Below are 20,409 nucleotides of genomic sequence, written 5' to 3' on the forward strand. Positions count from 1 at the left end.
GGATGCGAGAGGGAAGCGAAGAAGAAACGAGGGGCGACGGGAGTGAGGGGCTATAGCGAGAGTGCCAGGCCCTCAGCTCCTGGAGACCTTCAGGATGAGCGCGTCGCCCTGACCGCCGCCGCCGCACAGCGCGGCCGCGCCGACCCCGCCGCCGCGCCGCTTCAGCTCCAGGGCCAGGTGCAGGACGAGCCGCGCTCCGGACATCCCGATCGGGTGACCCAGGGCAATGGCGCCGCCGTTGACGTTCACCTTTTCCGTGGACACCCCGAGGTCCTTCATTGACTGGACCGCGACGGCCGCGAACGCCTCGTTGATCTCGATGAGGTCGAGGTCGTCGACGCCCAGGCCCTCCTTCTTCAGGGCGTGCAGGATCGCGTTGGAGGGCTGGGACTGGAGGGAGTTGTCCGGGCCCGCCACATTGCCGTGCGCCCCGATCTCGGCGATCCACGCGAGGCCCAGCTCCTCGGCCTTCGCCTTGCTCATGACGACGACGGCCGCGGCGCCGTCGGAGATCTGCGAGGCCGTGCCCGCGGTGATCGTGCCGTCCCTGCCGAAGGCGGGGCGCAGCTTGCCGAGCGTCTCGACGGTGGTCTCGGCGCGGATGCCCTCGTCCTTGGAGACGAGCACCGGGTCGCCCTTGCGCTGCGGCACCTCGACGGGCGTGATCTCGGCGTCGAACACGCCGTTCTTCTGGGCGGCGGCGGCGCGCTGGTGCGACAGGGCGCCGATCTCGTCCTGCTCGGGGCGCCGGATGCCGAGGCGGGTGTTGTGCTTCTCCGTGGACTCGCCCATGGCGATCGACTCGAAGGGGTCGGTGAGGCCGTCGTGCGCCATCGCGTCGAGCATCTCGACCGCGCCGTACTTGTAGCCCTCGCGGGACTTGGGGAGCAGGTGCGGGGCGTTGGTCATCGACTCCTGGCCGCCCGCGACCACGACGTCGAACTCACCGGCGCGGATCAGCTGGTCGGCGAGCGCGATCGCGTCGAGGCCGGAGAGGCACACCTTGTTCACGGTGAGTGCCGGGACGTTCATGGGGATGCCCGCCTTGACCGCGGCCTGGCGCGCCGGGATCTGCCCCGCCCCGGCCTGGAGGACCTGGCCCATGATCACGTACTGCACCTGGTCGCCACCGATGCCCGCCCGGTCGAGGGCCGCCTTGATCGCGAATCCGCCCAGGTCTGCGCCGGAGAAGGACTTGAGGGAGCCGAGCAGGCGCCCCATGGGCGTGCGCGCGCCCGCGACGATCACTGAGGTGGTTCCGGTCGTTCCAGACATGTGGCACGGCCCCTTCCAGCTGGGGAGCTGAGGAGATGTGAACGAGGGTTTACTCGAATGTACTTAGCGGTAGGGCGCGCGTCACCGGGAGGCGAGTGTGATCGCGCGCACGTTGCGTAATCACGGCCACAGGCGCTGCACTTGAACCATGCTGACGCGAATTGATCACATCGGGATCGCCTGCAAGGACCTCGACGCCACCGTCGAGTTCTACCGCGCGACGTACGGCTTCGAGGTGTTCCACACCGAGGTCAACGAGGAACAGGGTGTGCGCGAGGCCATGCTGAAGATCAACGAGACCTCGGACGGAGGCGCCTCCTACCTCCAGCTCCTGGAGCCGATCCGCGAGGACTCGGCCGTGGGCAAGTGGCTGGCCAAGAACGGCGAGGGCGTGCACCACATCGCCTTCGGCACGGCGGACGTGGACGGCGACGCGGAGGCCATCCGCGACAAGGGCGTCCGCGTCCTGTACGAGCAGCCGCGCATCGGTTCGATGGGGTCGCGCATCACCTTCCTGCACCCCAAGGACTGCCACGGCGTCCTCACCGAACTCGTCACCTCCGCGCCCGCCGAACAGGCCGAGCACTGACCTCCCCTTATCGGGGCCGGTAGGGTTGGTGGCGGCCGTCCGAACCTTGGGCGGTCGCTTGCCGGGGTCCGGGTTTCGGGGGACGAGCGTCGGGGCAGCAGCCCAAGCTCCGCTGTTGATCTGACACCATTCTCCGGGGGCCTCGTTCGCGGGACGGGCGAGGCTCGTACGTCTAAGACTTGCGACCAGGAGTGGGGCGTCCCCTGCTCGAGCGCAGCCGAGAGCTCGGGGAAGGATGGGACCGCGCAGTGCGGGGCTACGAGAGCCAGGACAGCCGACGACCGGCTGAGGCCGACCATCTCTCACGGTTCGAAGCCGAGATGGACCGGCTGAAGACCGACCGGGAGAAGGCCGTCCAGCACGCCGAGGACCTCGGCTACCAGGTCGAGGTGTTGCGCGCCAAGCTGCACGAGGCGCGCCGCAACCTCGCGTCCCGCCCTGCCTACGACAGCGCGGACATGGGCTATCAGGCCGAGCAGCTGCTGCGGAACGCCCAGATCCAGGCCGAGCAGCTGCGCGCCGACGCCGAGCGCGAGCTGCGCGAGGCCCGCGCCCAGACGCAGCGCATCCTCCAGGAGCACGCCGAGCAGCAGGCCCGGCTCCAGGCGGAGCTGCACACGGAGGCCGTCTCCCGGCGCCAGCAGCTCGACCAGGAGCTGAACGAGCGCCGTCAGACCGTCGAGTCCCACGTCAACGAGAACGTGGCGTGGGCCGAGCAACTGCGCGCCCGCAGCGAGCAGCAGGCCCGGCGCCTGCTCGACGAGTCGCGCGCGGAGGCCGAGCAGGCGCTCGCCGCCGCCCGTGCCGAGACCGAGCGGCTCGCCGAGGCGGCCCGGCAGCGCCTCGCCGCCGACGCCGAGAGCGCCCGCGCGGAAGCCGAAGCGATCCTCCGCCGCGCCCGCACCGACGCCGAGCGCCTGCTGAACGCCGCGTCGACGCAGGCCCAGGAGGCCGCCGACCACGCGGAGGCGCTGCGTACGTCCACCGCGGCCGAGTCCGACCAGGCGCGCCGCCAGGCCACCGAGCTGAGCCGGACCGCCGAGCAGCGCATGGCCGACGCCGAGGCGGCCCTGCGCGAGGCCCGCGCCGAGGCGGACAAGCTCGTCGCCGGGGCCAAGGAGGCCGCGGCCAAGCAGCTCGCGGCCGCCGAGGCCGCGGGTGAGCAGCGCACGCGGACGGCGAAGGAGCAGGTCGCACGCCTGGTCGGCGAGGCCACCAAGGAGGCCGAGGCGGCCAAGGCGGAGGCCGAGCAGAAGCTCGCGGACGCCGCCGCCGAGGCCGAGAAGCTGGTCGCGGAGGCCGCCGAGAAGGCCCGCTCGATCACCGCGGAGGAGACCGCCTCCGAGATCGCGAAGGCCGCACGGACCGCCGAGGAGGTCCTGACGAAGGCCTCCGAGGAGGCGACGGCGACCACGCGCGCCGCCGCCGAGGAGGCCGAGCGGGTCCGCGCCGAGGCCGAGGCCGAGGCGGACCGCCTGCGCAGCGAGGCGCACGACATCGCCGAGCAGCTCAAGGGCGCGGCGAAGGACGACACCAAGGAGTACCGCGCCAAGACCGTCGAACTCCAGGAGGAGGCGCGCCGGCTGCGCGGCGAGGCCGAGCAGCTGCGGGCCGACGCGGTCGCCGAGGGCGAGAAGATCCGCGGCGAGGCGCGGCGCGAGGCCGTCCAGCAGATCGAGGAGGCGGCCAGGTCCGCCGAGGAGCTGCTGACCAAGGCCAAGACGGACGCGGCCGAGGCCCGCCAGTCCGCGACCACCGAGGCCGAGCGGGTCCGCAGCGAGGCCGTCGAGCGGGCCACGTCCCTGCGCCAGCAGGCCGAGGAGACCCTGGAGCGCACCCGCGCGGAGGCCGAGCGGCACCGCACGGAGGTCAATGAGCAGGCCGAGGCCGTCAAGGCCGAGGCGGAGACGGCCGCGCGGGAGCTGCGCGAGGAGGCCGAGCGCGCGGTCGCGGCCCGCACGGCCGAGGCCGACGCCGAGCTGGCCCGGCTGCGGACGGAGGCCGAGGAGAAGCTCGCCGCGGCCGAGCGGACGCTGACCGAGGCACGCGCGGACGCCGAGCTGATGCGGCGTGAGGCCGCCGAGGAGACCGAGCGGCAGCGCACGGAGGCCGCCGAGCGGATCCGCACCCTCCAGTCGCAGGCCGAGGCCGAGGCGGAGCGGCTGCGCGACGAGGCCGCGGCGGACGCGTCGCAGGCGCGCGCCGAGGGCGAGGCCATCGCGGTGCGGCTGCGTTCCGAGGCCGCCGCCGAGGCCGAGCGCCTGAAGACGGAGGCGCAGGAGACCGCGGACCGGGTGCGCGCGGAGGCGGCGGCCGCCGCCGAGCGCGTCGCGGCCGAGGCCGCCGAGGCCCTCACGGCCGCGCAGGAGGAGGCGGCCCGGCGCCGCCGCGAGGCCGAGGAGACGCTCGGCGCCGCGCGCACGGAGGCCGACCAGGAGCGGGAGCGGGCCCGCGAGCAGAGCGAGGAACTGCTCGCCGCGGCGCGCAAGCGTGTGGAGGAGGCCGACGCCGAGGCGCACCGCCTGGCCGAGGAGGCCGAGGCGCGCGCCACGGAGCTGGTGTCCGCCGCCGAGCAGCAGGCCCAGTCCGTACGGGACTCCGTGGCCGGCCTGCATGAGCAGGCCCAGGAGGAGATCACCGGCCTGCGCTCGGCCGCCGAGCACGCGGCGGAGCGCACCCGCACCGAGGCGCAGGAGGAGGCGGACCGCGTCCGCGCCGACGCGTACGCCGAGCGGGAGCGCGCGAGCGAGGACGCGAGCCGTACCCGGCGCGAGTCCACCGAGGCGGCGGAGGCCGCCAAGGCGCTTGCCGAGCACACCGTCGCGGAGGCGATGGCCGAGGCCGACCGGCTGCGTTCGGACGCCGCCGAGCACGCCCAGCGGGTGCGCACGGAGGCCTCGGACACCATCGCGCAGGCCGACCAGGACGCCGCCCGCACCCGCGCCGACGCCCGCGAGGACGCCAACCGCATCCGCGGTGACGCCGCGAACCAGGCGGACACGCTGATCGGCGAGGCCCGCAGCGAGGCCGAGCGCCTCACCACGGAGACCGCGGCCGAGGCGGAGCGCGTGCGCACCGAGGCGATCGCCGAGGCCGAGCGCCTCACCACGGAGACGGCCACCGAGGCGGAGCGCGTCCGCGCGGAGGCCATCGCCGAGGCCGAGCGCCTCACGGCGGAGACCGCCGCCGAGGCCGAGCGCGTCCGCAGCGAGTCGGTGGCGGCGGCCGAGCGGCTCACGTCGGAGACGGCGGCCGAGGCCGAGCGCGTGCGCGCCGAGGCCGTGGCCGCGGCCGAGCGGCTGATCTCGGACGCGACCGGCGACGCCGAGCGGCTGCGCGCGGAGGCGGCGGACACCGTCGGTTCCGCGCAGCAGCACGCCGAGCGCGTCCGCGCGGAGTCCGAGCGCGTCAAGGAGGAGGCGCTCGCCGAGGCCGAGCGGCTGCGCGCGGACGCGCGCCAGGAGGCCGAGCGCACCCTGGACGAGGCCCGCAAGGAGGCCAACAAGCGGCGTACGGAAGCCGCGGAGCAGGTCGACAAGCTGATCACGGAGGCCACGTCCGAGGCGGAGAAGCTGACCGCGGACGCCCAGGAGAAGGCGCTCAAGGCGACGACGGACGCCGAGTCGCAGGCGGACACGATGGTCGGCGCGGCCCGCAAGGAGGCCGAGCGGATCGTCGCCGAGGCCACGGTCGAGGGCAACACGCTGGTGGAGAAGTCGCGTACGGACGCGGACGAGCTGCTCGTCGGTGCCCGCCGGGACGCCACCGCGATAAGGGAGCGGGTCGAGGAGCACCGCGGCCGCGTCACCACGGAGATCGAGGAGCTGCACGAGCGGGCGCGGCGCGAGTCGGCCGAGGCCATGAAGTCGGCGGGCGAGCGCTGCGACGCGCTGGTGAAGGCCGCGGAGGAGCAGCTGGCCGAGGCGAAGGCGAAGGCCGAGGAGCTGGTGTCGGACGCCAACTCCGAGGCGAGCAAGGTGCGCATCGCGGCCGTGAAGAAGGCCGAGGGGCTGCTGAAGGAGGCCGAGCAGAAGAAGGCCGAGCTGGTGCGCGAGGGCGAGCGGATCCACGCCGAGGCGCGGTCCGAGGCCGAGCGCACGGTCGAGGAGGGCAAGCGCGAGCTGGAGGTCCTCGTCCGGCGTCGCGAGGACATCAATGCGGAGATTTCCCGTGTCCAGGACGTGCTCGAGGCGTTGGAATCGTTTGAGGCCCCGCAGGGCGGCAAGGACGCGGGCGTCAAGGCGGGGGCCGCGGCGGGGGCCACACGTTCGGGTGGCAAGCAGTCAGAAGGCTAGCCACGGAGCCCATTCCGTGCTCGGCAGGGACCTTCGGCCCTGTCGCTGGCAAGCGCTCTGCCGGTTAGCCACTCAAAAGGGGTGTCATTCTCCAGATCAAACGGGCATACGCTCGATGACACGCCGCAACGCCCCCTAGGATTCCCTCTATCACCTCACCCGGTCTCATTCGACAGGAACCCCATGAGCGACACTTCCCCCTACGGCTTCGAGCTTGTGCGGCGTGGGTACGACCGCGCTCAGGTGGACGAACGTATCTCCAAGCTCGTCTCCGACCGAGACTCCGCTCTCACCCGAATCACTGCTCTGGAAAAGCGCATCGAGGAACTCCACCTCGAAACGCAGAACGCCCAGGCCCAGGTCGCCGACGCCGAGCCGTCGTACGCCGGGCTCGGGGCCCGCGTCGAGAAGATCCTGCGCCTCGCCGAGGAAGAGGCGAAGGACCTGCGCGAGGAGGCCCGGCGCGCGGCCGAACAGCACCGCGAGCTGGCCGAGTCGGCCGCCCAGCAGGTGCGTAACGACGCCGAGTCGTTCGCCGCCGAGCGCAAGGCGAAGGCCGAGGACGAGGGCGTCCGCATCGTCGAGAAGGCCAAGGGCGAGGCGAACGCGCTGCGTGCCGAGGCGCAGAAGGACGCGCAGTCCAAGCGCGAGGAGGCGGACGCCCTCTTCGAGGAGACCCGCGCCAAGGCCGCCCAGGCCGCCGCCGACTTCGAGACGAACCTCGCCAAGCGGCGCGACCAGTCCGAGCGCGACCTGGCCTCGCGCCAGGCCAAGGCCGAGAAGCGCCTCGCCGAGATCGAGCACCGCGCCGAGCAGCTCCGCCTGGAGGCGGAGAAGCTGCGCACCGACGCCGAGCGCCGCGCCCGCCAGACGGTGGAGACCGCGCAGCGTCAGGCCGAGGACATCGTCGCGGACGCGAACGCGAAGGCGGACCGCATCCGCAGCGAGTCCGAGCGCGAGCTGGCGGCGCTCACCAACCGCCGCGACTCCATCAACGCCCAGCTGACGAACGTCCGCGAGATGCTCGCGACGCTCACCGGTGCCGCCGTCGCCGCCGCGGGTACGCCCACGGAGGACGAGCCGATCTCTCGGGGGGTCCCGGCACAGCAGAGCCGCTGACGCGGTACGACCAATCACGGGGTGAACGCGACGGAGCCCCCTGCCACGCCGAGTGGCAGGGGGCTCCGTCCCGTTTTAGCGTGTCGACATGATCGGGGTCCGTGCGTGACCGAGGCGGCGGCGTGATCGAGGTGGCTGTGTGATCGAGGTGGCTGCGTGATCGAGCTGGAAGGGCTGACCAAGCGGTACGGCGAGAAGGTGGCGGTCAACAACCTCACCTTCACCGTCAGACCGGGCGTCGTCACGGGCTTCCTCGGGCCGAACGGCGCGGGCAAGTCCACGACCATGCGGATGATGCTGGGGCTCGACAACCCCACCGCGGGCGACGTGCGCATCGACGGCAAGCACTACGCGCAGCTGAAGGACCCGCTCACCTACATCGGCGCGCTCCTGGACGCCAAGGCGATGCACGGCGGCCGCAGCGCCTTCAACCATCTGCTGTGTCTGGCGCAGTCCAACGGCATCCCGCGCGCCCGCGTCCACGAGGTCCTCGACACCGTCGGCCTGACCGCTGTCGCGAAGAAGAAGGCCAAGGGCTTCTCGCTCGGCATGGGCCAGCGGCTCGGCATCGCGGGCGCGCTGCTCGGCGACCCCGAGATCCTGATGTTCGACGAGCCGGTCAACGGGCTCGACCCCGAGGGCATCCACTGGATCCGGAACCTGATGAAATCCCTCGCCGCGCAGGGCCGTACGGTCTTCGTCTCCTCGCATCTGATGAGCGAGATGGCGCTCACCGCCGACCACCTGGTCGTCATCGGCCAGGGCCGCCTCCTCGCCGACACCTCCATGTCGGACTTCATCCGCGAGAACTCCAGGTCGTACGTACGACTGCGCTCGCCGCAGCGCGAGCGCCTCCTCGACGTGCTGCACGAGGCCGGGATCACCGCCGTCGAAGCGGGCAACGGCACCCTCGAAGTGGACGGCGCCAGCTCCGAGCAGCTGGGCGAGCTGGCCGCCCAGCACCTCCTGGTCCTCCATGAACTCAGCCCCCAGCAGGCCTCGTTGGAGGAAGCCTTCATGCAGCTCACCGCGGAGTCGGTGGAGTACCACGCGCACGCCGACCACCAGGGCCCCGCGGCGGCCGACGGCCCGCCGCCCGGGCCCGGCGGCCCCGGCTGGGGCGCGGGCTGGCAGCCGCGCGCGAAGGGAGAGTGACCGGCGCATGGCAGCGACGCAGGTACTGAAGTCCGAGTGGACCAAGATCCGTTCGGTGGCGTCGACCGTGTGGACGCTGGGCCTCGCGGTCGTCGTCACGGTCGCCCTCGGCATGCTCATCAGCGCCCTCTCCAAGAACGACTACGACAGCCTCAGCCGCGACGACAAGCTCACCTTCGACCCGACCTTCATCAGCTTCGCCGGCATGTCGCTCGGCCAGCTCGCGATGATCGTCTTCGGCGTCCTCGTCGTCTCGAACGAGTACAGCACCGGCATGATCCGCACCTCGCTCGCCGCGGTTCCGCAGCGCGCCACGTTCCTCTTCAGCAAGGTCGTGGTGGCGGCGCTGCTCGCCTTCGTCGTCGGGCTCGCCACCAGCTTCATCGCCTTCTTCGCCGGGCAGGCGATGCTCGGTGAGCACCGGGCCCACCTGGGGGACCCCGGGGTGCTGCGCGCGGTCATCGGCGGCGGGCTCTACATGATGCTCATCGCCATGTTCTCCATGGGCGTGGCCGCGATGCTGCGCAGCCCGATGCTGTCCCTCGGCATCCTGATGCCGTTCTTCTTCCTGATCTCCAGCATCCTCGGCAATGTGTCGGCCACGAAGAAGGTCGGGCGGTTCCTGCCCGACCAGGCCGGCAGCAAGATCATGCAGGTCACGTCGCCCTTCGACGACGACACCCCGTACGGGCCCTGGGGCGGGCTCGGCATCATGGTGGCCTGGACGGTAGCGGCACTGCTGTGCGGGTACGTGCTGCTCAAGCGCCGCGACGCCTAGCCCGGGGGCTGCCCTCTCCTGCCCCACCCAGCCGTCGGCCGAGCTCAACCCACCGCGCTAACGCGCTTGTCCTCAAACGCCGGACGGGCCGGGGCGGGCTCGGCGGAGCGCTGTGGGCGACTGCCCGCCCGTTTCCCCCTCAGACAGAGGACCGGGGCCGGGCCGGGGCGCTGGGGCAGGTACGGGCAGACGGGCGACGGGCCGGGAGCCGCCAGGTCGGGGCCGGGCCCGGACACCGGGGACTAGCGGGTGGGCGGGTGGGGGAAACCCCGGCGCGGTAGCGGCGGGGAGGGTGCGGAGGGCGCCCACGCCAGGAGAAGGCATCGTTTTACTCGGTCTTGGCCGGAACCGTCAGCCCGCGGATATCCTCCTAACCCTTACGGGGGCGTCTGCCCCGACGTCCTGAACCATTCGATGGGTGCGGAGAATGATCGAGGCAGTCGGCCTGACGAAGCGCTACGGCGCCAAGACAGCCGTGTACAACCTTTCCTTCCAGGTGCGGCCCGGCACCGTGACCGGCTTCCTGGGGCCCAACGGCTCCGGCAAGTCGACGACGATGCGCATGATCCTGGGCCTTGACGCCCCCTCGGCCGGGCAGGTGACGATCGGCGGCTACCCGTACCGCAAGCTGCCGAACGCGCCCCGCCAGGTCGGCGCCCTCCTCGACGCGAAGGCCGTGCACGGCGGCCGGCACGCCCGCAACCACCTGCTCTGCCTCGCGCAGCTCTCCGGCATCCCGGCCCGCCGCGTGGACGAGGTCCTCGGCGTGGTCGGCCTCCAGGACGTGGCCCGGAAGCGCTCCAAGGGCTTCTCGCTCGGCATGGGCCAGCGCCTCGGCATCGCCGCCGCGCTGCTCGGCGACCCCCAGGTACTGCTCTTCGACGAACCGGTCAACGGCCTCGACCCCGAGGGCATCCTCTGGGTGCGCAACCTGATGAAGTCGCTCGCGGCCGAGGGCCGTACGGTCTTCGTCTCCTCGCACCTGATGAGCGAGATGGCACTGACCGCCGAGCACCTCATCGTCATCGGGCGCGGCCAGCTGCTCGCCGACATGAGCGTCACGGACTTCATCTCGGCGAACTCCGCCGACTTCGCCCGGGTCCGCACCCCGGACACCGATCCGCAGCAGCGCGAGAAGCTGTCCGGCGCGCTCACCGAGGCCGGCGGCCAGGTCCTGCCCGAGCCCGACGGCGCGCTGCGCGTCACGGGCCTGCCGCTGCCCCGCATCAGCGACCTCGCGCACGAGGCGGACGTACGCCTGTGGGAGCTGTCGCCACACCAGGCCTCGCTCGAGGAGGCGTACATGCGCATGACGCAGGGGGCCGTGGACTACCGGTCGACGATCGATCCGCGCACGGGCCTCCAGGAGCAGCTGCCGCCCGGCGCGCAGCCGCAGCCGCACATGCCGGTGCCGGGCCAGGGCCAGCCGGGCTGGTACGCCCCGCCGCCGCCCCAGCAGGGCGGCGGCCAGCCGTTCGCGATGCCGCAGGGCGCGCCCGGCGCAGCGCCCGCACCCGCGGGCGCGCAGCCGAACCCGTACGCCGCCCCGCAGGCCCCCGCCTCCCCCGAGATGACCAAGCGCGACAGCGAGGAAGCCCGATGACCACGCCTGAGACTCCGCAGCCGCAGGCGCAGCCCCAGCAGCCCCAGCAGCCCGCACAGCCCCCGGCCCCGCAGCAGGCCCCGGCCATGCCGCAGGCCCCCGCGCCGCAGGCCCCGGCCCCGCAGCCCGTCGCCGTCGCGACCGCCCCGCAGCCGCCGCACGGCGCACCGCCGCACGGCGCACCCCTGCCCGGCGCGACGCCGATGACCCCCGCGCCCGCCGCGCCCGCGCCGCCCTCGGCCTGGCAGCAGGCGATGAACAACGCGTACACCTCGCCGATCCCGATCAAGAAGACCAACCTCGGCCACGCCCTCACCTCGGAGTGGACGAAGATCAAGTCGGTCCGCTCCACGATGTGGACGCTCGGCGTCTTCCTGCTCCTGGTCATCGGCATCGGCCTGCTCGCGGTCGCGCAGACGGACGACGCCGACTACGTGGACGTGCCGTACACCATCCCGGCGTTCTTCGGCCTGATCCTCGGCCAGATCTGCCTGATCACCCTGGGCGTCCTGGTCACGTCGTCCGAGTACGGCACGGGCATGATCCGTACGACGTTCACGGCGTCGCCGCAGCGGTCCCGGGTCCTCGCGGCGAAGGCCCTGATCTTCTTCGTGATCGCCTTCGTCGTCTCCGCGGGCTCCATCTTCTTCGTGGGCCTCGTGGCCTCGGGCGCGCACAGCGGCCCGGGCGTCGGCGAGGTCTCGTGGATCGACACGGTCTTCAAGGGCGGCCTGTACGTCTCGCTGCTCGGCGTGCTCGCGCTCGCCGTCGGCTCGATGCTGCGCCACTCCGCGGGCGCGATCACCACGATGCTCGGCGTGGTCCTGGTCCCCGCGATCATGCCGGCGTTCCTCGGCATCTGGTCGAGCACCGAGAAGCTCGGCGAGAAGATGGAGGAGTACAACGCCATCAGCTCGCTCGCCGAGATCTTCAAGATCGACTCCAGCCTCGACGGCGGTGGCGGCGGGCAGCTGGTGCTGCTCGTCGTCGTCACGGCGGCCGCTCTCGCCGGCGCCTTCGCCCTCCTGGAGAAGCGCGACGTCTGATCCGCACCCGCGTCACGGCACGGCGCCCCGGCCCTCCCGGCCGGGGCGCCGTGCCGTTTCCGCGGGACGGTCTCAGTACCGCGGCGCGTTGCGCGACCGGCGCTCCGGCACGCCGCGCCGGTCCTTCGCGCCCCAGCATCCGGTGTGCCAGTGCCGCCGCTCGTCCACGCCCGAGTACGCGGGCCACGCGACCACGTGCGCGAGGCGGGACGGGATCTCCTGGTCGCAGCCCGGGCAGCGGTACGTCTTGCCCGCCGCGCTCGCGCCCGCGACCCGGCGCACCCGCCAGTCCTCGCCCTGCCAGTCCTCGGTGTGCTCGAAACCGCCGTAGCGCCCGGACGCCTCGGTGTCCGGGCCCGGCCTGGAGTCTCCGACGCCCTTGGGGCGGTTGCGACGCGGCGACACGGAACACCTCACGGGTTGCACAGGGGGCGGGTCCTGTCCAGCCTACGCGCCGCGGGACCGGGTACGCGTCCTTCACCGACCCCCGCGCAGCCCTCCGAGGCCACGTAGAAAATCTGCCAATCCGCCCGCCAAGCCGTGCCCTTGGCACGTGTCATGCGTTGTTGCCGGTTGGAGGGAGTGCCCGCGTCGGCGCCGAGGAGGCAGGAAGTTCGATGCGTTTAGGAAGCTTTGTGCTGGCCGCTCAGTTCCCGGGCCAGGATCATGGGGAGGCACTGCACCGCGCGGTGCGCTCCGCGGAAGTGGCCGAGGAGGCGGGCCTCGACAGCGTCTGGCTCGCCGAGCACCACTTCGTGCCGTACGGCACGTGTCCGTCCGCGATCACCCTCGCGGCCCTGCTGCTCGGCCGGACCCGGCGCCTGCGCGTCGGCACCGCCGTGACCGTGCTGCCCACCGCCCATCCGGTGGCGCTCGGCGAGCAGGCCGCGCTGCTGCACCTCACCACCGGCGGCCGCTTCACGCTCGGTGTGGGGCGCGGCGGCCCCTGGGTCGACCTGGAGGTCTTCGGCTCCGGGATAGAGGCGTACGAGAAGGGGTTCCCGGAGTCGCTCGACCTGTTGCTCCGCTGGCTGAGCGGCGAGCCGCGGGTCGGCGGTCCCGGCGGCCGCTTCGACTTCCGCGACGTCACGGTGGTCCCGCGCCTTCAGCGCGCCGTCGCGTCCCCCGGCGCGCCGGACCCGCCGCACGCCCCCGAAGTCGTGGTGGCGTGCACCTCGCCGTCGAGCGTCCGCCTCGCGGCGGCCCGCGGCCTGCCGATGCTGCTCGGCATGCACGTGGGCGACGAGGAGAAGGCCGAAATGGTGGCGTTGTGGAACCGGCACGCGCGTGCCGCAGGGCGCACGCCGGACGAGGTCGCGGGCGCCGCCCATGTGTCGGCGGGTGTCGTCCAGGTCGCCGACCGCCGGGTGGAGGCGGCCGAGACCCTCAAGAAGGCGATGCCCGGCTGGCTGCGCCAGGGCCTTGAGGCCCACGTCACGGTCGACGGCCGGGTCCGTGCCATGCGTGACCCGCTCGCCTACACGGAACTGCTGTGCGCCATCCACCCCGTGGGCACGCCCCGGGCATGCGTGGACCGCATCACCGCCACCGCGGAACGCACGGGCATCACCCGCTTCGCGTTCCTCGTCGAAGGCTCCGGCGACCTGACGACGACGGAGGAAAACATCCGCCGCCTGGGCACCGAGGTCCTACCGCACCTGACGTAGCACCCTCGACCGGCAGCGCCCCGTAAGGGGCGCGGGGAACTGCGCGCCCAGCCGAAACGCACCCGCAGAAGAAGAGAAAGCCCCACCCCCAGGAGCCCACCGGTTCAAGGCGCCCCCGCCAGCGAAAGGTACTGCCGCTCCGGTACTGAAACACCTCCCGCGTACGGAGCGGCAGCAACAACCCTCAGCAGTCCCGCAGTTCGGGCGACTGGTTCAGCAGCTGGCCGCGGATGGAAGTGAACTTGGCCAGTCTGTCGTCCGCCGAGGCGTCCAGAGGGAACACCGCCACCCGGTGGCAGTTCTGGAACGCCAGACGTACCCCGAAGTGGCGCTGCAGGGCGCCGCGGATCGCGTCACTCGCGAGCGCGCGCAGCAGCTGGCCGCGCGCCTGCTCGTCCGGCGGCGGCGTCTGGTTGTCGGCGAACTCGCCGCCGTCGACCTTCAGCTGGGCCACCAGGGAGCTGATCATCTCCCATGCGTAAGGCAGGGAGGTCCGGACGCAGTCGACGAAGGCAGCTTCGTCGACCTCGCCTCGCTCGGCCTGTGCCAACAGTGCCGGTGAGACGTCGAGCGACATGGGTTCTCCTCTCGCACCCCCGAGCAGCAGGGGCTTACGGGCAGGGAAGGAGCCCGCATACGCAGCGTGCACGCGTGACGACCTCCTGCTTATACGGTAGGCAACGCCCGTGGAGGGCACCAGGAGATTGGGCGGATAACTGGCCAGGTTCGAACGGGTCCATCGCCGGACAAGTGGTGCGGGCCACAGCCCGCGCGCGGGCGCGAGGGGGCGCGAATTCGCAGGACGGTCCCGCCGTCGAGTAGCGTTGCCGACCATGCGTCTCGTCATCGCCCGCTGCTCCGTGGACTACGCGGGCCGGCTCACCGCCCACCTCCCGTCGGCCCCCCGCCTGATCCTCGTCAAGGCGGACGGCAGCGTCTCCATCCACGCTGACGACCGGGCCTACAAGCCCCTCAACTGGATGTCGCCGCCGTGCACCCTCAAGGAGGGCACGGGCGACGAGTCCCACCTGTGGACCGTCACGAACAAGGCGGGCGAGAAGCTCATCATCACCATGGAGGAAGTGCTGCACGACTCCACGCACGAGCTGGGCGTGGATCCGGGCCTCATCAAGGACGGCGTGGAAGCACACCTTCAGGAACTGCTCGCCGATCGGATCGAGACACTCGGTGACGGCTACTCGCTGATCCGCCGCGAGTACATGACGGCCATCGGGCCCGTCGACATCCTGTGCCGGGACGCCGACGGCGGGACCGTCGCCGTCGAGATCAAGCGCCGCGGCGAGATCGACGGCGTGGAGCAACTCACCCGCTACCTGGAGCTGTTGAACCGCGACCCGCACCTCGCGCCGGTCAAGGGCGTCTTCGCAGCCCAGGAGATCAAGCCGCAGGCCCGCGTCCTGGCCACGGACCGGGGCATCAGCTGCACGGTCCTCGACTACGACGCGCTGCGCGGCATCGAGGACGACAAGCTGCGGCTGTTCTGACACCGACAGCCATGTGAGAGGGGGCGGGCCCGGCCGGGCCCGCCCCCTCTCACATGTGCGCTCAGGCGGTCGACGGGCCGGGCGCTCCGTCGGACGACGAGCTGGCGCTGCTCACCGGCGGCGAGGACGACACCGGGCGGCTCGCCGAGTTCGAGGTGTTCGGCGATGACGGCGTCGTCGGCGGCTGGGACGTGGGCGGCTGGGACGTCGGCGGCTGCGTGGTCGGCGGCCTGGACGTCGGGGGCCGGGACGTCGGCGGACGCGAGGTCGGCGGCCTGGACGTCGGCGGCCGCGTCGTCGGCCTGTCGGTGGGCTTGTCCGACGGCTTCCCGCTGGGCGTGCCGGAGGGCGACCGCGTGGCGCCGCCGCCGTCGCCACCGCCGCCGCGGGCCGGCTTGCCGCCGCCGGGCGGCGTCGGGTCGTCGGAGGTGCCGGGTACGCCGTCCCTGCCCGGGTCTGCGGGGCGGCGCGCGGAGCCGTCGCCCGGCTTGTCGGCGCCGTCCCCGCCCCCGTCGTCGTCCGCGCTCGCGGACTGGTCGGTACGGACCTTGTCGGGCGGCCCACCGTCGTCGCCGGAGGTCGCGCCGAGCGTCACCATCGTGCCCAGCACGGCGACGAGCAGGGCGCCCGCCCCGGCGGCGACCAGGTTGCGGCGCGCGCCGCGCAGGATGGCGCGGCGGGCGGGCGCGGGCCGGGGCACCGTCGGCGGCCCGGCCTGCCGGCTGACCACGGTCTCCGCCTCGTCGGGCGAGGCGGTCGGCACGCCAGGCACAGGCGGCACCGACGGTACGGACAGTACGGAGTACCCAGACGACCCAGACGACCCAGACGACCCAGACGACCCAGACGGTGCGGAGGACACACCCGGCACGAAGGTGGCGGGCACGCCGCCCGCCGGGGAAGCGGATTCCTCGGACCGGGCGTCCGGCACCTCCTCACCCGCTGCCGTGCGGCCCCCGGGCAGCACCCCGCCGGAGCGGTCGGCGACCAGGGCGAGGGCCCGGCGGCCCGCGATCATGCCGCGCTTGTCGGCGAGGGCGCCGCGCAGGCCGATGGAGGCCTCCAGTTCGGCGCGGGCCCGGTCGAGCCGCCCGCCGCAGAGCGCCAGGATGCCCAACTCGTGGTGGAAGTACGCCTCTTCGGCCACCTCACCGGCGGTGCGGGACGCCTCCTGGCCCGCGCGCAGGGCCCGCTCCCAGGAGCCCCAGTCGAGCCCGGCGGCGAAGGCGGGCGCGACGGTGCGGGCGAGCAGCACCGCGGCAGAGGGCTCGTCGGCGACCGTGCCCGAGGCGGTGGCCGTCCCGCCGCGGGCCGCGACGAGCGCGGTGAGCGCCGCGAGCACCGCGTCCGCCTCGGCGGCGACGCGCTCGGCGGCGACCGAGGGGTGCCCCGACCACCAGGCGTAGTGCTGCGCGGCGGACTGCACGTGCGCGGCGGCGTCGTCGGCGTACCCGGCGTTCTCCAGCTGGACGCGCACTCCGGCGGCGAGCCGGTAGTGCCCGCCTGCCGGGGTCACGAGGGCACAGTCGACGAGTTCGGCGAGGGCCGCGTCGGCGTGGGTGTCGCCGACGAGCGCGGGCAGGTGCGCCGGGTGCGGCAGCTCCCCGCCGAGCGCGACGGCGAACCGCAGGGCGGCGCGCGCGGACGGACTGAGCCGGGAGGCGAGCAGCGCCGCGGGCGCGGCGCCGTCGGCGAGCGAGGGCAGCGGCACGTCGTCCCCAGGTGCCGCCGCGTCCGGGGCGTCGTACGCGGCGAAGTCCTCGAGGGCGGCGGGGTCGGCGCGCAGCCGGTCGCGCTGCCGCAGCAGGGCCCCGGCCTGTACGAAGCGCAGCGGCAAACCCTCGGACTCGAACCACAGGCCGCCCGCCCAGTCGGCTTCCTCGTCGGTGAGGACGCGGCCGACGGCCCGCTCCAGGAGTTCCAGGGAGCCGCCGCGGCCGAGGCCGCCGAGGAAGATCTCTTCGAGGTGCGACTCGGGGGCGGGCGCGGCGATGTCGGGGGTGGCGGCGACGAGGAAGGCACACTCGGGTGTGGCGTCGAGCAGCTCTTCGAGCGCGGTGCCGCCGAACTCCAGGTCGTCGAGGATCACGACGGCGCCTATCTCGCCGACGAGTTCGGCGAGCAGGGCCCGGTCGGGGCGGTGGCGCCGGGTGTCGTGGACGGCGGCGCACAGGTCGTACAGGAGGTCCGTGGGCGTCCGGTGGTAGCCGGAGAGGCGGATCACGCCGTCGGGGGCGAGGTCCGCGCAGTCCTCGGCGACGGCGTCGAGCAGCGAGGTGCGCCCGGAGCCCGCGGGTCCGGTCAGGCGCACGGAGCGGCCGCGGGCGAGCAGGCGCACCAGGCGCCGGCGTTCCTCCTGGCGTTCGAGGAGCGGGGGGCGGGCGACGGCGGGGCCGGTGGGCACGGGCGGCAGGGCGGCCCTGCGGCGTTCGGCGCGCTCGGCGGCGGTGTACTTGCGGGGGCGGTCGGGCTGTTCGCCGGGCGGGCAGGTCTCTATCTCGCTGCCGTCTATGGGGTTGACGGTGAGCAGGAAGTCGCCGGAGACGAGCTGGACGGCGCGCACGCGCGCGGGTGTGCCGAGGCCGGGTGTGCCGGGGCCGCGGGTGTGCGCGGGTCCCGTCGAGGCGTCGTGCTGCGGCGGGCGGTTCTCGCGCGCCGCGCCGTCGTGGGCGTCGGGCGCACCGGGCGCACCGAGCGCACCGGCATCGTGGCCGTCACCGCCCGCGTAATCGTCACCGCCTGCGTAATCGTCACGGTCGGCGTAGTCGTCACGGCTGGCGTAGCCGTCACGGTCGGCGTATCCGTCACCGTCGGCGTAATCGTCGTGGCCTGTGGAGTCGTCGCGGCCTTCGAAGGCGTCGCGACCGTACTCCTGCGGGCCCCGGTTCGTCGGGTCCATGGTCCAAGCCCCCCAGATGCGTCGTGTGCGAAGCCCCCTCCGGCCTTGGGCACACCGCGCTGTCGCTTCTGGTCCGGTGCCCCCGTGTGGGTTCGTCAATCGTCGGGCGGACCGAACCCTAAACCGTCTTCAGTATCTCCGCGGAAGGCGGGGTACCGCGCGGCCCGAGACGTCACAGTCTCGTGAGGATTGCGCGTGTGATGCCGTCCCGCACCGCTCGCGCCGCTTGTCCGCGTGGCGGACGCGAGGGGCCCGCGGGTCAGACGCGTCCGTGGGTCAGACGCGAGGAAGCGATTCGACGCCGATGCCGCCCTCGATGGCGAGGATGCGGTGCAGTCGGGTGGCGACGAGCAGGCGCTGCATCTGCGGCGGCACGCCGCGCAGGACGAGCCGGCGTCCGCATCGCCCGGCGCGCCGGTGCGCGCCCATGATGACGCCGAGACCCGTGGCGTCCCACGAGTCGAGTTCGGACAGATCGAGCACCAGGTCACCGGCTCCGTCGTCGACGGCCGAGTGCAGGACCGTACGGGCGTCCGCCGCGCTGCGTACGTCGAGGCGTCCCCCGACGACCAGCTGGGCCTGGTCGCCCCTGATGTGCATATGCGCTCCCCGAGAGTGCCGTGTCGTGTGTGACGCCCGTGCCGCAAGGCGTCTGCGTATGTCACAGCAACTGACTGTCACGTGGGTGAGGAAGTTGCCGTCTGTAAGCGAACCGATACCGAAATCACTCCGAGGGGTGACCCTCGGAGTGACAGCACGTCCGGGTTCGTGCTCAGTGCTTGTAGAAGCCCTGCCCGCTCTTGCGGCCGATGTCACCGGCGTCAACCATCCGGCGCATCAGCTCGGGGGCGGCGAACTTCTCGTCCTGCGACTCGGTGTAGATGTTGTCGGTGGCGTGCAGGAGGATGTCGACGCCCGTGAGGTCCGCGGTGGCGAGCGGCCCCATGGCGTGGCCGAAGCCGAGCTTGCAGGCGATGTCGATGTCCTCGGCGGTCGCGACGCCCGACTCGTAGAGCTTGGCGGCCTCGACGACGAGGGCGGAGATGAGGCGGGTGGTCACGAAGCCCGCGACGTCGCGGTTGACGACGATGCAGGTCTTGCCGACGGACTCGGCGAACTCGCGGGTGGTGGCGAGGGTTTCGTCGCTGGTCTTGTGGCCGCGGACCAGCTCGCACAGCTGCATCATGGGCACCGGCGAGAAGAAGTGGGCGCCGACGACCCGCTCGGGCCGCTCGGTGACGGCCGCGATCTTGGTGATCGGGATGGCGGAGGTGTTGGAGGCGAGCACGGTCTCGTCCCGCACGAGCTTGTCGAGGGTGCGGAAGATCTCGTGCTTGACCTCCAGCTTCTCGAAGACGGCCTCGACGACGACGTCCGCGTCGGCGGCGGCGTCCAGGTCGGTGGTGGTCGTGATGCGGCCGAGCGCGGACTCGGCGGTCTCGGCGTCGAGCTTGCCCTTGCTCACGAACTTCTCGTACGAGGCCTTGATGCCGTCGGTGCCCCGGGTCAGCGCCTCGTCGGTGACGTCGCGCAGGACCACGTCCCAGCCCGCCTGGGCGGAGACCTGGGCGATGCCGGACCCCATGAGTCCGGCTCCGATGACGGCGAGCTTTCGTGCCACGTTACGACTCCCCTTGCCTGGCGTATGACGGAGCGCTAACACGCTGTTTACGTTTCGCTCTCCAGCGGACACTAGCGCTCGTGAGCTGCCCTGGGGCGGTGAAGAGACGCACGCCACGTGCCGTTTGACGGACATCACACCGGGGCGGGCGGCCAGGGGGCCCGCGCGGGGTCAGGAGGCCTCGCGGACGGCGTAGTTGAGGACCTGTTCGCTGAGGAGTTCCTCCATCTCGTCGATGAGGACGAGCGCCTCGCGGGAGACCTCGCCGGGGTCGCGCCGCTCGACCATCTCGGCGCCGATCCAGGCCAGGACGTGGGCGTGCAGCCAGTTGAGCTGGCCCGCGACGAGGTCGGGCAGATGGCCTCCGCCGGGGCCCGCATCGGCGCGCAGGGTGACCTCCAGGTCGTGCAGGCTCTCCTGCTGGATGGCCCACAGCCGCGAGCGCAGGGCGGGCGAGTCGGTGATGACCCGCATGAAGTCGGCGTAGCCCCCGAAGAGTCCGACGGTGGGCGAGACGCCCTCGACGAGCGCGCGCAGCTCGCGCAGGACGGCGTCGGCGGCGGACTCCCCGGCCCGCCGGCCGCGCACCCAGCGCGAGAGCCGGTCGACCATGTCCGCGCCCCGGTCGAGGAAGAGGTCCTCCTTGGCCGGGAAGTAGTTGTAGACGGTGTTGACGGAGACGTCGGCCGCCTCGGCGACGTCGGCGACGGTCACGGCGGCGAAGCCGCGCTCCAGGAAGAGCCCGGTCGCCACGTCCGAGATCCGCTGCTTGGTCTGCCGCTTCTTGCGCTCCCTGAGTCCCTCAGCCATGGCCTCATCCTAGGTGCCGTTCTGGGGGTCCATGAAAAATTGGTGGC

The 20,409-nt window shown here is 72.7% G+C and carries 16 protein-coding genes; 9 read left to right on the forward strand and 7 right to left on the reverse strand.

Annotated elements, in window-relative coordinates; all coding sequences use genetic code 11:
• Positions 1 to 72 precede the first annotated feature (72 nt).
• Complete coding sequence (locus AC07GB_RS01450) at positions 73 to 1,275, reverse strand: acetyl-CoA C-acetyltransferase (RefSeq protein ID WP_478841181.1); 1,203 nt, start codon at positions 1,273 to 1,275, stop codon at positions 73 to 75.
• A gap of 148 nt (positions 1,276 to 1,423) precedes the next feature.
• On the opposite strand from AC07GB_RS01450, the gene mce reads away from it, so the two are divergent.
• The 7 genes from mce to AC07GB_RS01485 all read left to right on the forward strand — a co-directional run bounded on the left by mce (position 1,424) and on the right by AC07GB_RS01485 (position 11,860).
• On the forward strand, positions 1,424 to 1,864 hold the full coding sequence (gene mce / locus AC07GB_RS01455; protein ID WP_478841182.1) for a methylmalonyl-CoA epimerase: 441 nt from the start codon (positions 1,424 to 1,426) through the stop codon (positions 1,862 to 1,864).
• A gap of 248 nt (positions 1,865 to 2,112) precedes the next feature.
• Positions 2,113 to 6,159: a polarized growth protein Scy gene (gene scy, locus AC07GB_RS01460; protein WP_478841183.1), complete on the forward strand. Its 4,047-nt coding sequence runs from the start codon at positions 2,113 to 2,115 to the stop codon at positions 6,157 to 6,159.
• A gap of 183 nt (positions 6,160 to 6,342) precedes the next feature.
• Positions 6,343 to 7,278 carry a coiled-coil domain-containing protein gene (locus tag AC07GB_RS01465; RefSeq protein WP_144320964.1) on the forward strand — a complete coding sequence of 312 codons (936 nt, stop codon included), beginning with the start codon at positions 6,343 to 6,345 and terminating at the stop codon, positions 7,276 to 7,278.
• Positions 7,279 to 7,434: 156 nt separating this feature from the next.
• Positions 7,435 to 8,433: an ABC transporter ATP-binding protein gene (locus AC07GB_RS01470; protein ID WP_478841184.1), complete on the forward strand. Its 999-nt coding sequence runs from the start codon at positions 7,435 to 7,437 to the stop codon at positions 8,431 to 8,433.
• Between the two features lie 7 nt (positions 8,434 to 8,440).
• On the forward strand, positions 8,441 to 9,211 hold the full coding sequence (locus tag AC07GB_RS01475; RefSeq protein WP_478841185.1) for an ABC transporter permease: 771 nt from the start codon (positions 8,441 to 8,443) through the stop codon (positions 9,209 to 9,211).
• Positions 9,212 to 9,638: 427 nt separating this feature from the next.
• Complete coding sequence (locus AC07GB_RS01480; protein ID WP_478841186.1) at positions 9,639 to 10,814, forward strand: ABC transporter ATP-binding protein; 1,176 nt, start codon at positions 9,639 to 9,641, stop codon at positions 10,812 to 10,814.
• A gap of 203 nt (positions 10,815 to 11,017) precedes the next feature.
• On the forward strand, positions 11,018 to 11,860 hold the full coding sequence (locus tag AC07GB_RS01485; RefSeq protein WP_478841406.1) for an ABC transporter permease: 843 nt from the start codon (positions 11,018 to 11,020) through the stop codon (positions 11,858 to 11,860).
• Positions 11,861 to 11,932: 72 nt separating this feature from the next.
• Here AC07GB_RS01485 and AC07GB_RS01490 read toward each other — a convergent pair whose 3' ends face one another.
• Positions 11,933 to 12,265 (reverse strand): ATP/GTP-binding protein, encoded by a 333-nt coding sequence (locus AC07GB_RS01490; protein WP_478841187.1) that lies wholly within the window; start codon positions 12,263 to 12,265, stop codon positions 11,933 to 11,935.
• Between the two features lie 212 nt (positions 12,266 to 12,477).
• On the opposite strand from AC07GB_RS01490, the gene AC07GB_RS01495 reads away from it, so the two are divergent.
• The gene (locus AC07GB_RS01495) at positions 12,478 to 13,527 is read left to right on the forward strand and encodes an LLM class flavin-dependent oxidoreductase (RefSeq protein ID WP_478841188.1); all 1,050 of its coding nucleotides are present in this window, start codon (positions 12,478 to 12,480) and stop codon (positions 13,525 to 13,527) included.
• 184 nt (positions 13,528 to 13,711) lie between these two features.
• Here the strand turns inward: AC07GB_RS01495 and AC07GB_RS01500 are convergent, their stop codons facing one another.
• Positions 13,712 to 14,104, reverse strand: a complete 393-nt coding sequence (locus AC07GB_RS01500) for an SCO5389 family protein (RefSeq protein WP_478841189.1) — start codon at positions 14,102 to 14,104, stop codon at positions 13,712 to 13,714.
• A 256-nt stretch (positions 14,105 to 14,360) separates the two neighbouring features.
• On the opposite strand from AC07GB_RS01500, the gene nucS reads away from it, so the two are divergent.
• Positions 14,361 to 15,032: an endonuclease NucS gene (gene nucS, locus AC07GB_RS01505; RefSeq protein WP_478841190.1), complete on the forward strand. Its 672-nt coding sequence runs from the start codon at positions 14,361 to 14,363 to the stop codon at positions 15,030 to 15,032.
• Positions 15,033 to 15,093: 61 nt separating this feature from the next.
• On the opposite strand, the gene AC07GB_RS01510 is transcribed toward nucS, so the two are convergent.
• The 4 genes from AC07GB_RS01510 to AC07GB_RS01525 form a co-directional block, all read right to left on the reverse strand.
• Positions 15,094 to 17,931, reverse strand: a complete 2,838-nt coding sequence (locus AC07GB_RS01510) for an ATP-binding protein (protein ID WP_478841191.1) — start codon at positions 17,929 to 17,931, stop codon at positions 15,094 to 15,096.
• Between the two features lie 276 nt (positions 17,932 to 18,207).
• The gene (locus tag AC07GB_RS01515) at positions 18,208 to 18,531 is read right to left on the reverse strand and encodes an STAS domain-containing protein (RefSeq protein WP_030361223.1); all 324 of its coding nucleotides are present in this window, start codon (positions 18,529 to 18,531) and stop codon (positions 18,208 to 18,210) included.
• Positions 18,532 to 18,703: 172 nt separating this feature from the next.
• Positions 18,704 to 19,552, reverse strand: coding sequence for a 3-hydroxyacyl-CoA dehydrogenase family protein (locus AC07GB_RS01520; RefSeq protein WP_478841192.1), 849 nt, complete (start codon positions 19,550 to 19,552; stop codon positions 18,704 to 18,706).
• 171 nt (positions 19,553 to 19,723) lie between these two features.
• The gene (locus tag AC07GB_RS01525) at positions 19,724 to 20,362 is read right to left on the reverse strand and encodes a TetR/AcrR family transcriptional regulator (RefSeq protein WP_478841193.1); all 639 of its coding nucleotides are present in this window, start codon (positions 20,360 to 20,362) and stop codon (positions 19,724 to 19,726) included.
• Between the last annotated feature and the right edge of the window lie 47 nt (positions 20,363 to 20,409).

The organism is Streptomyces sp. NPDC045778, assembly GCF_056431945.1.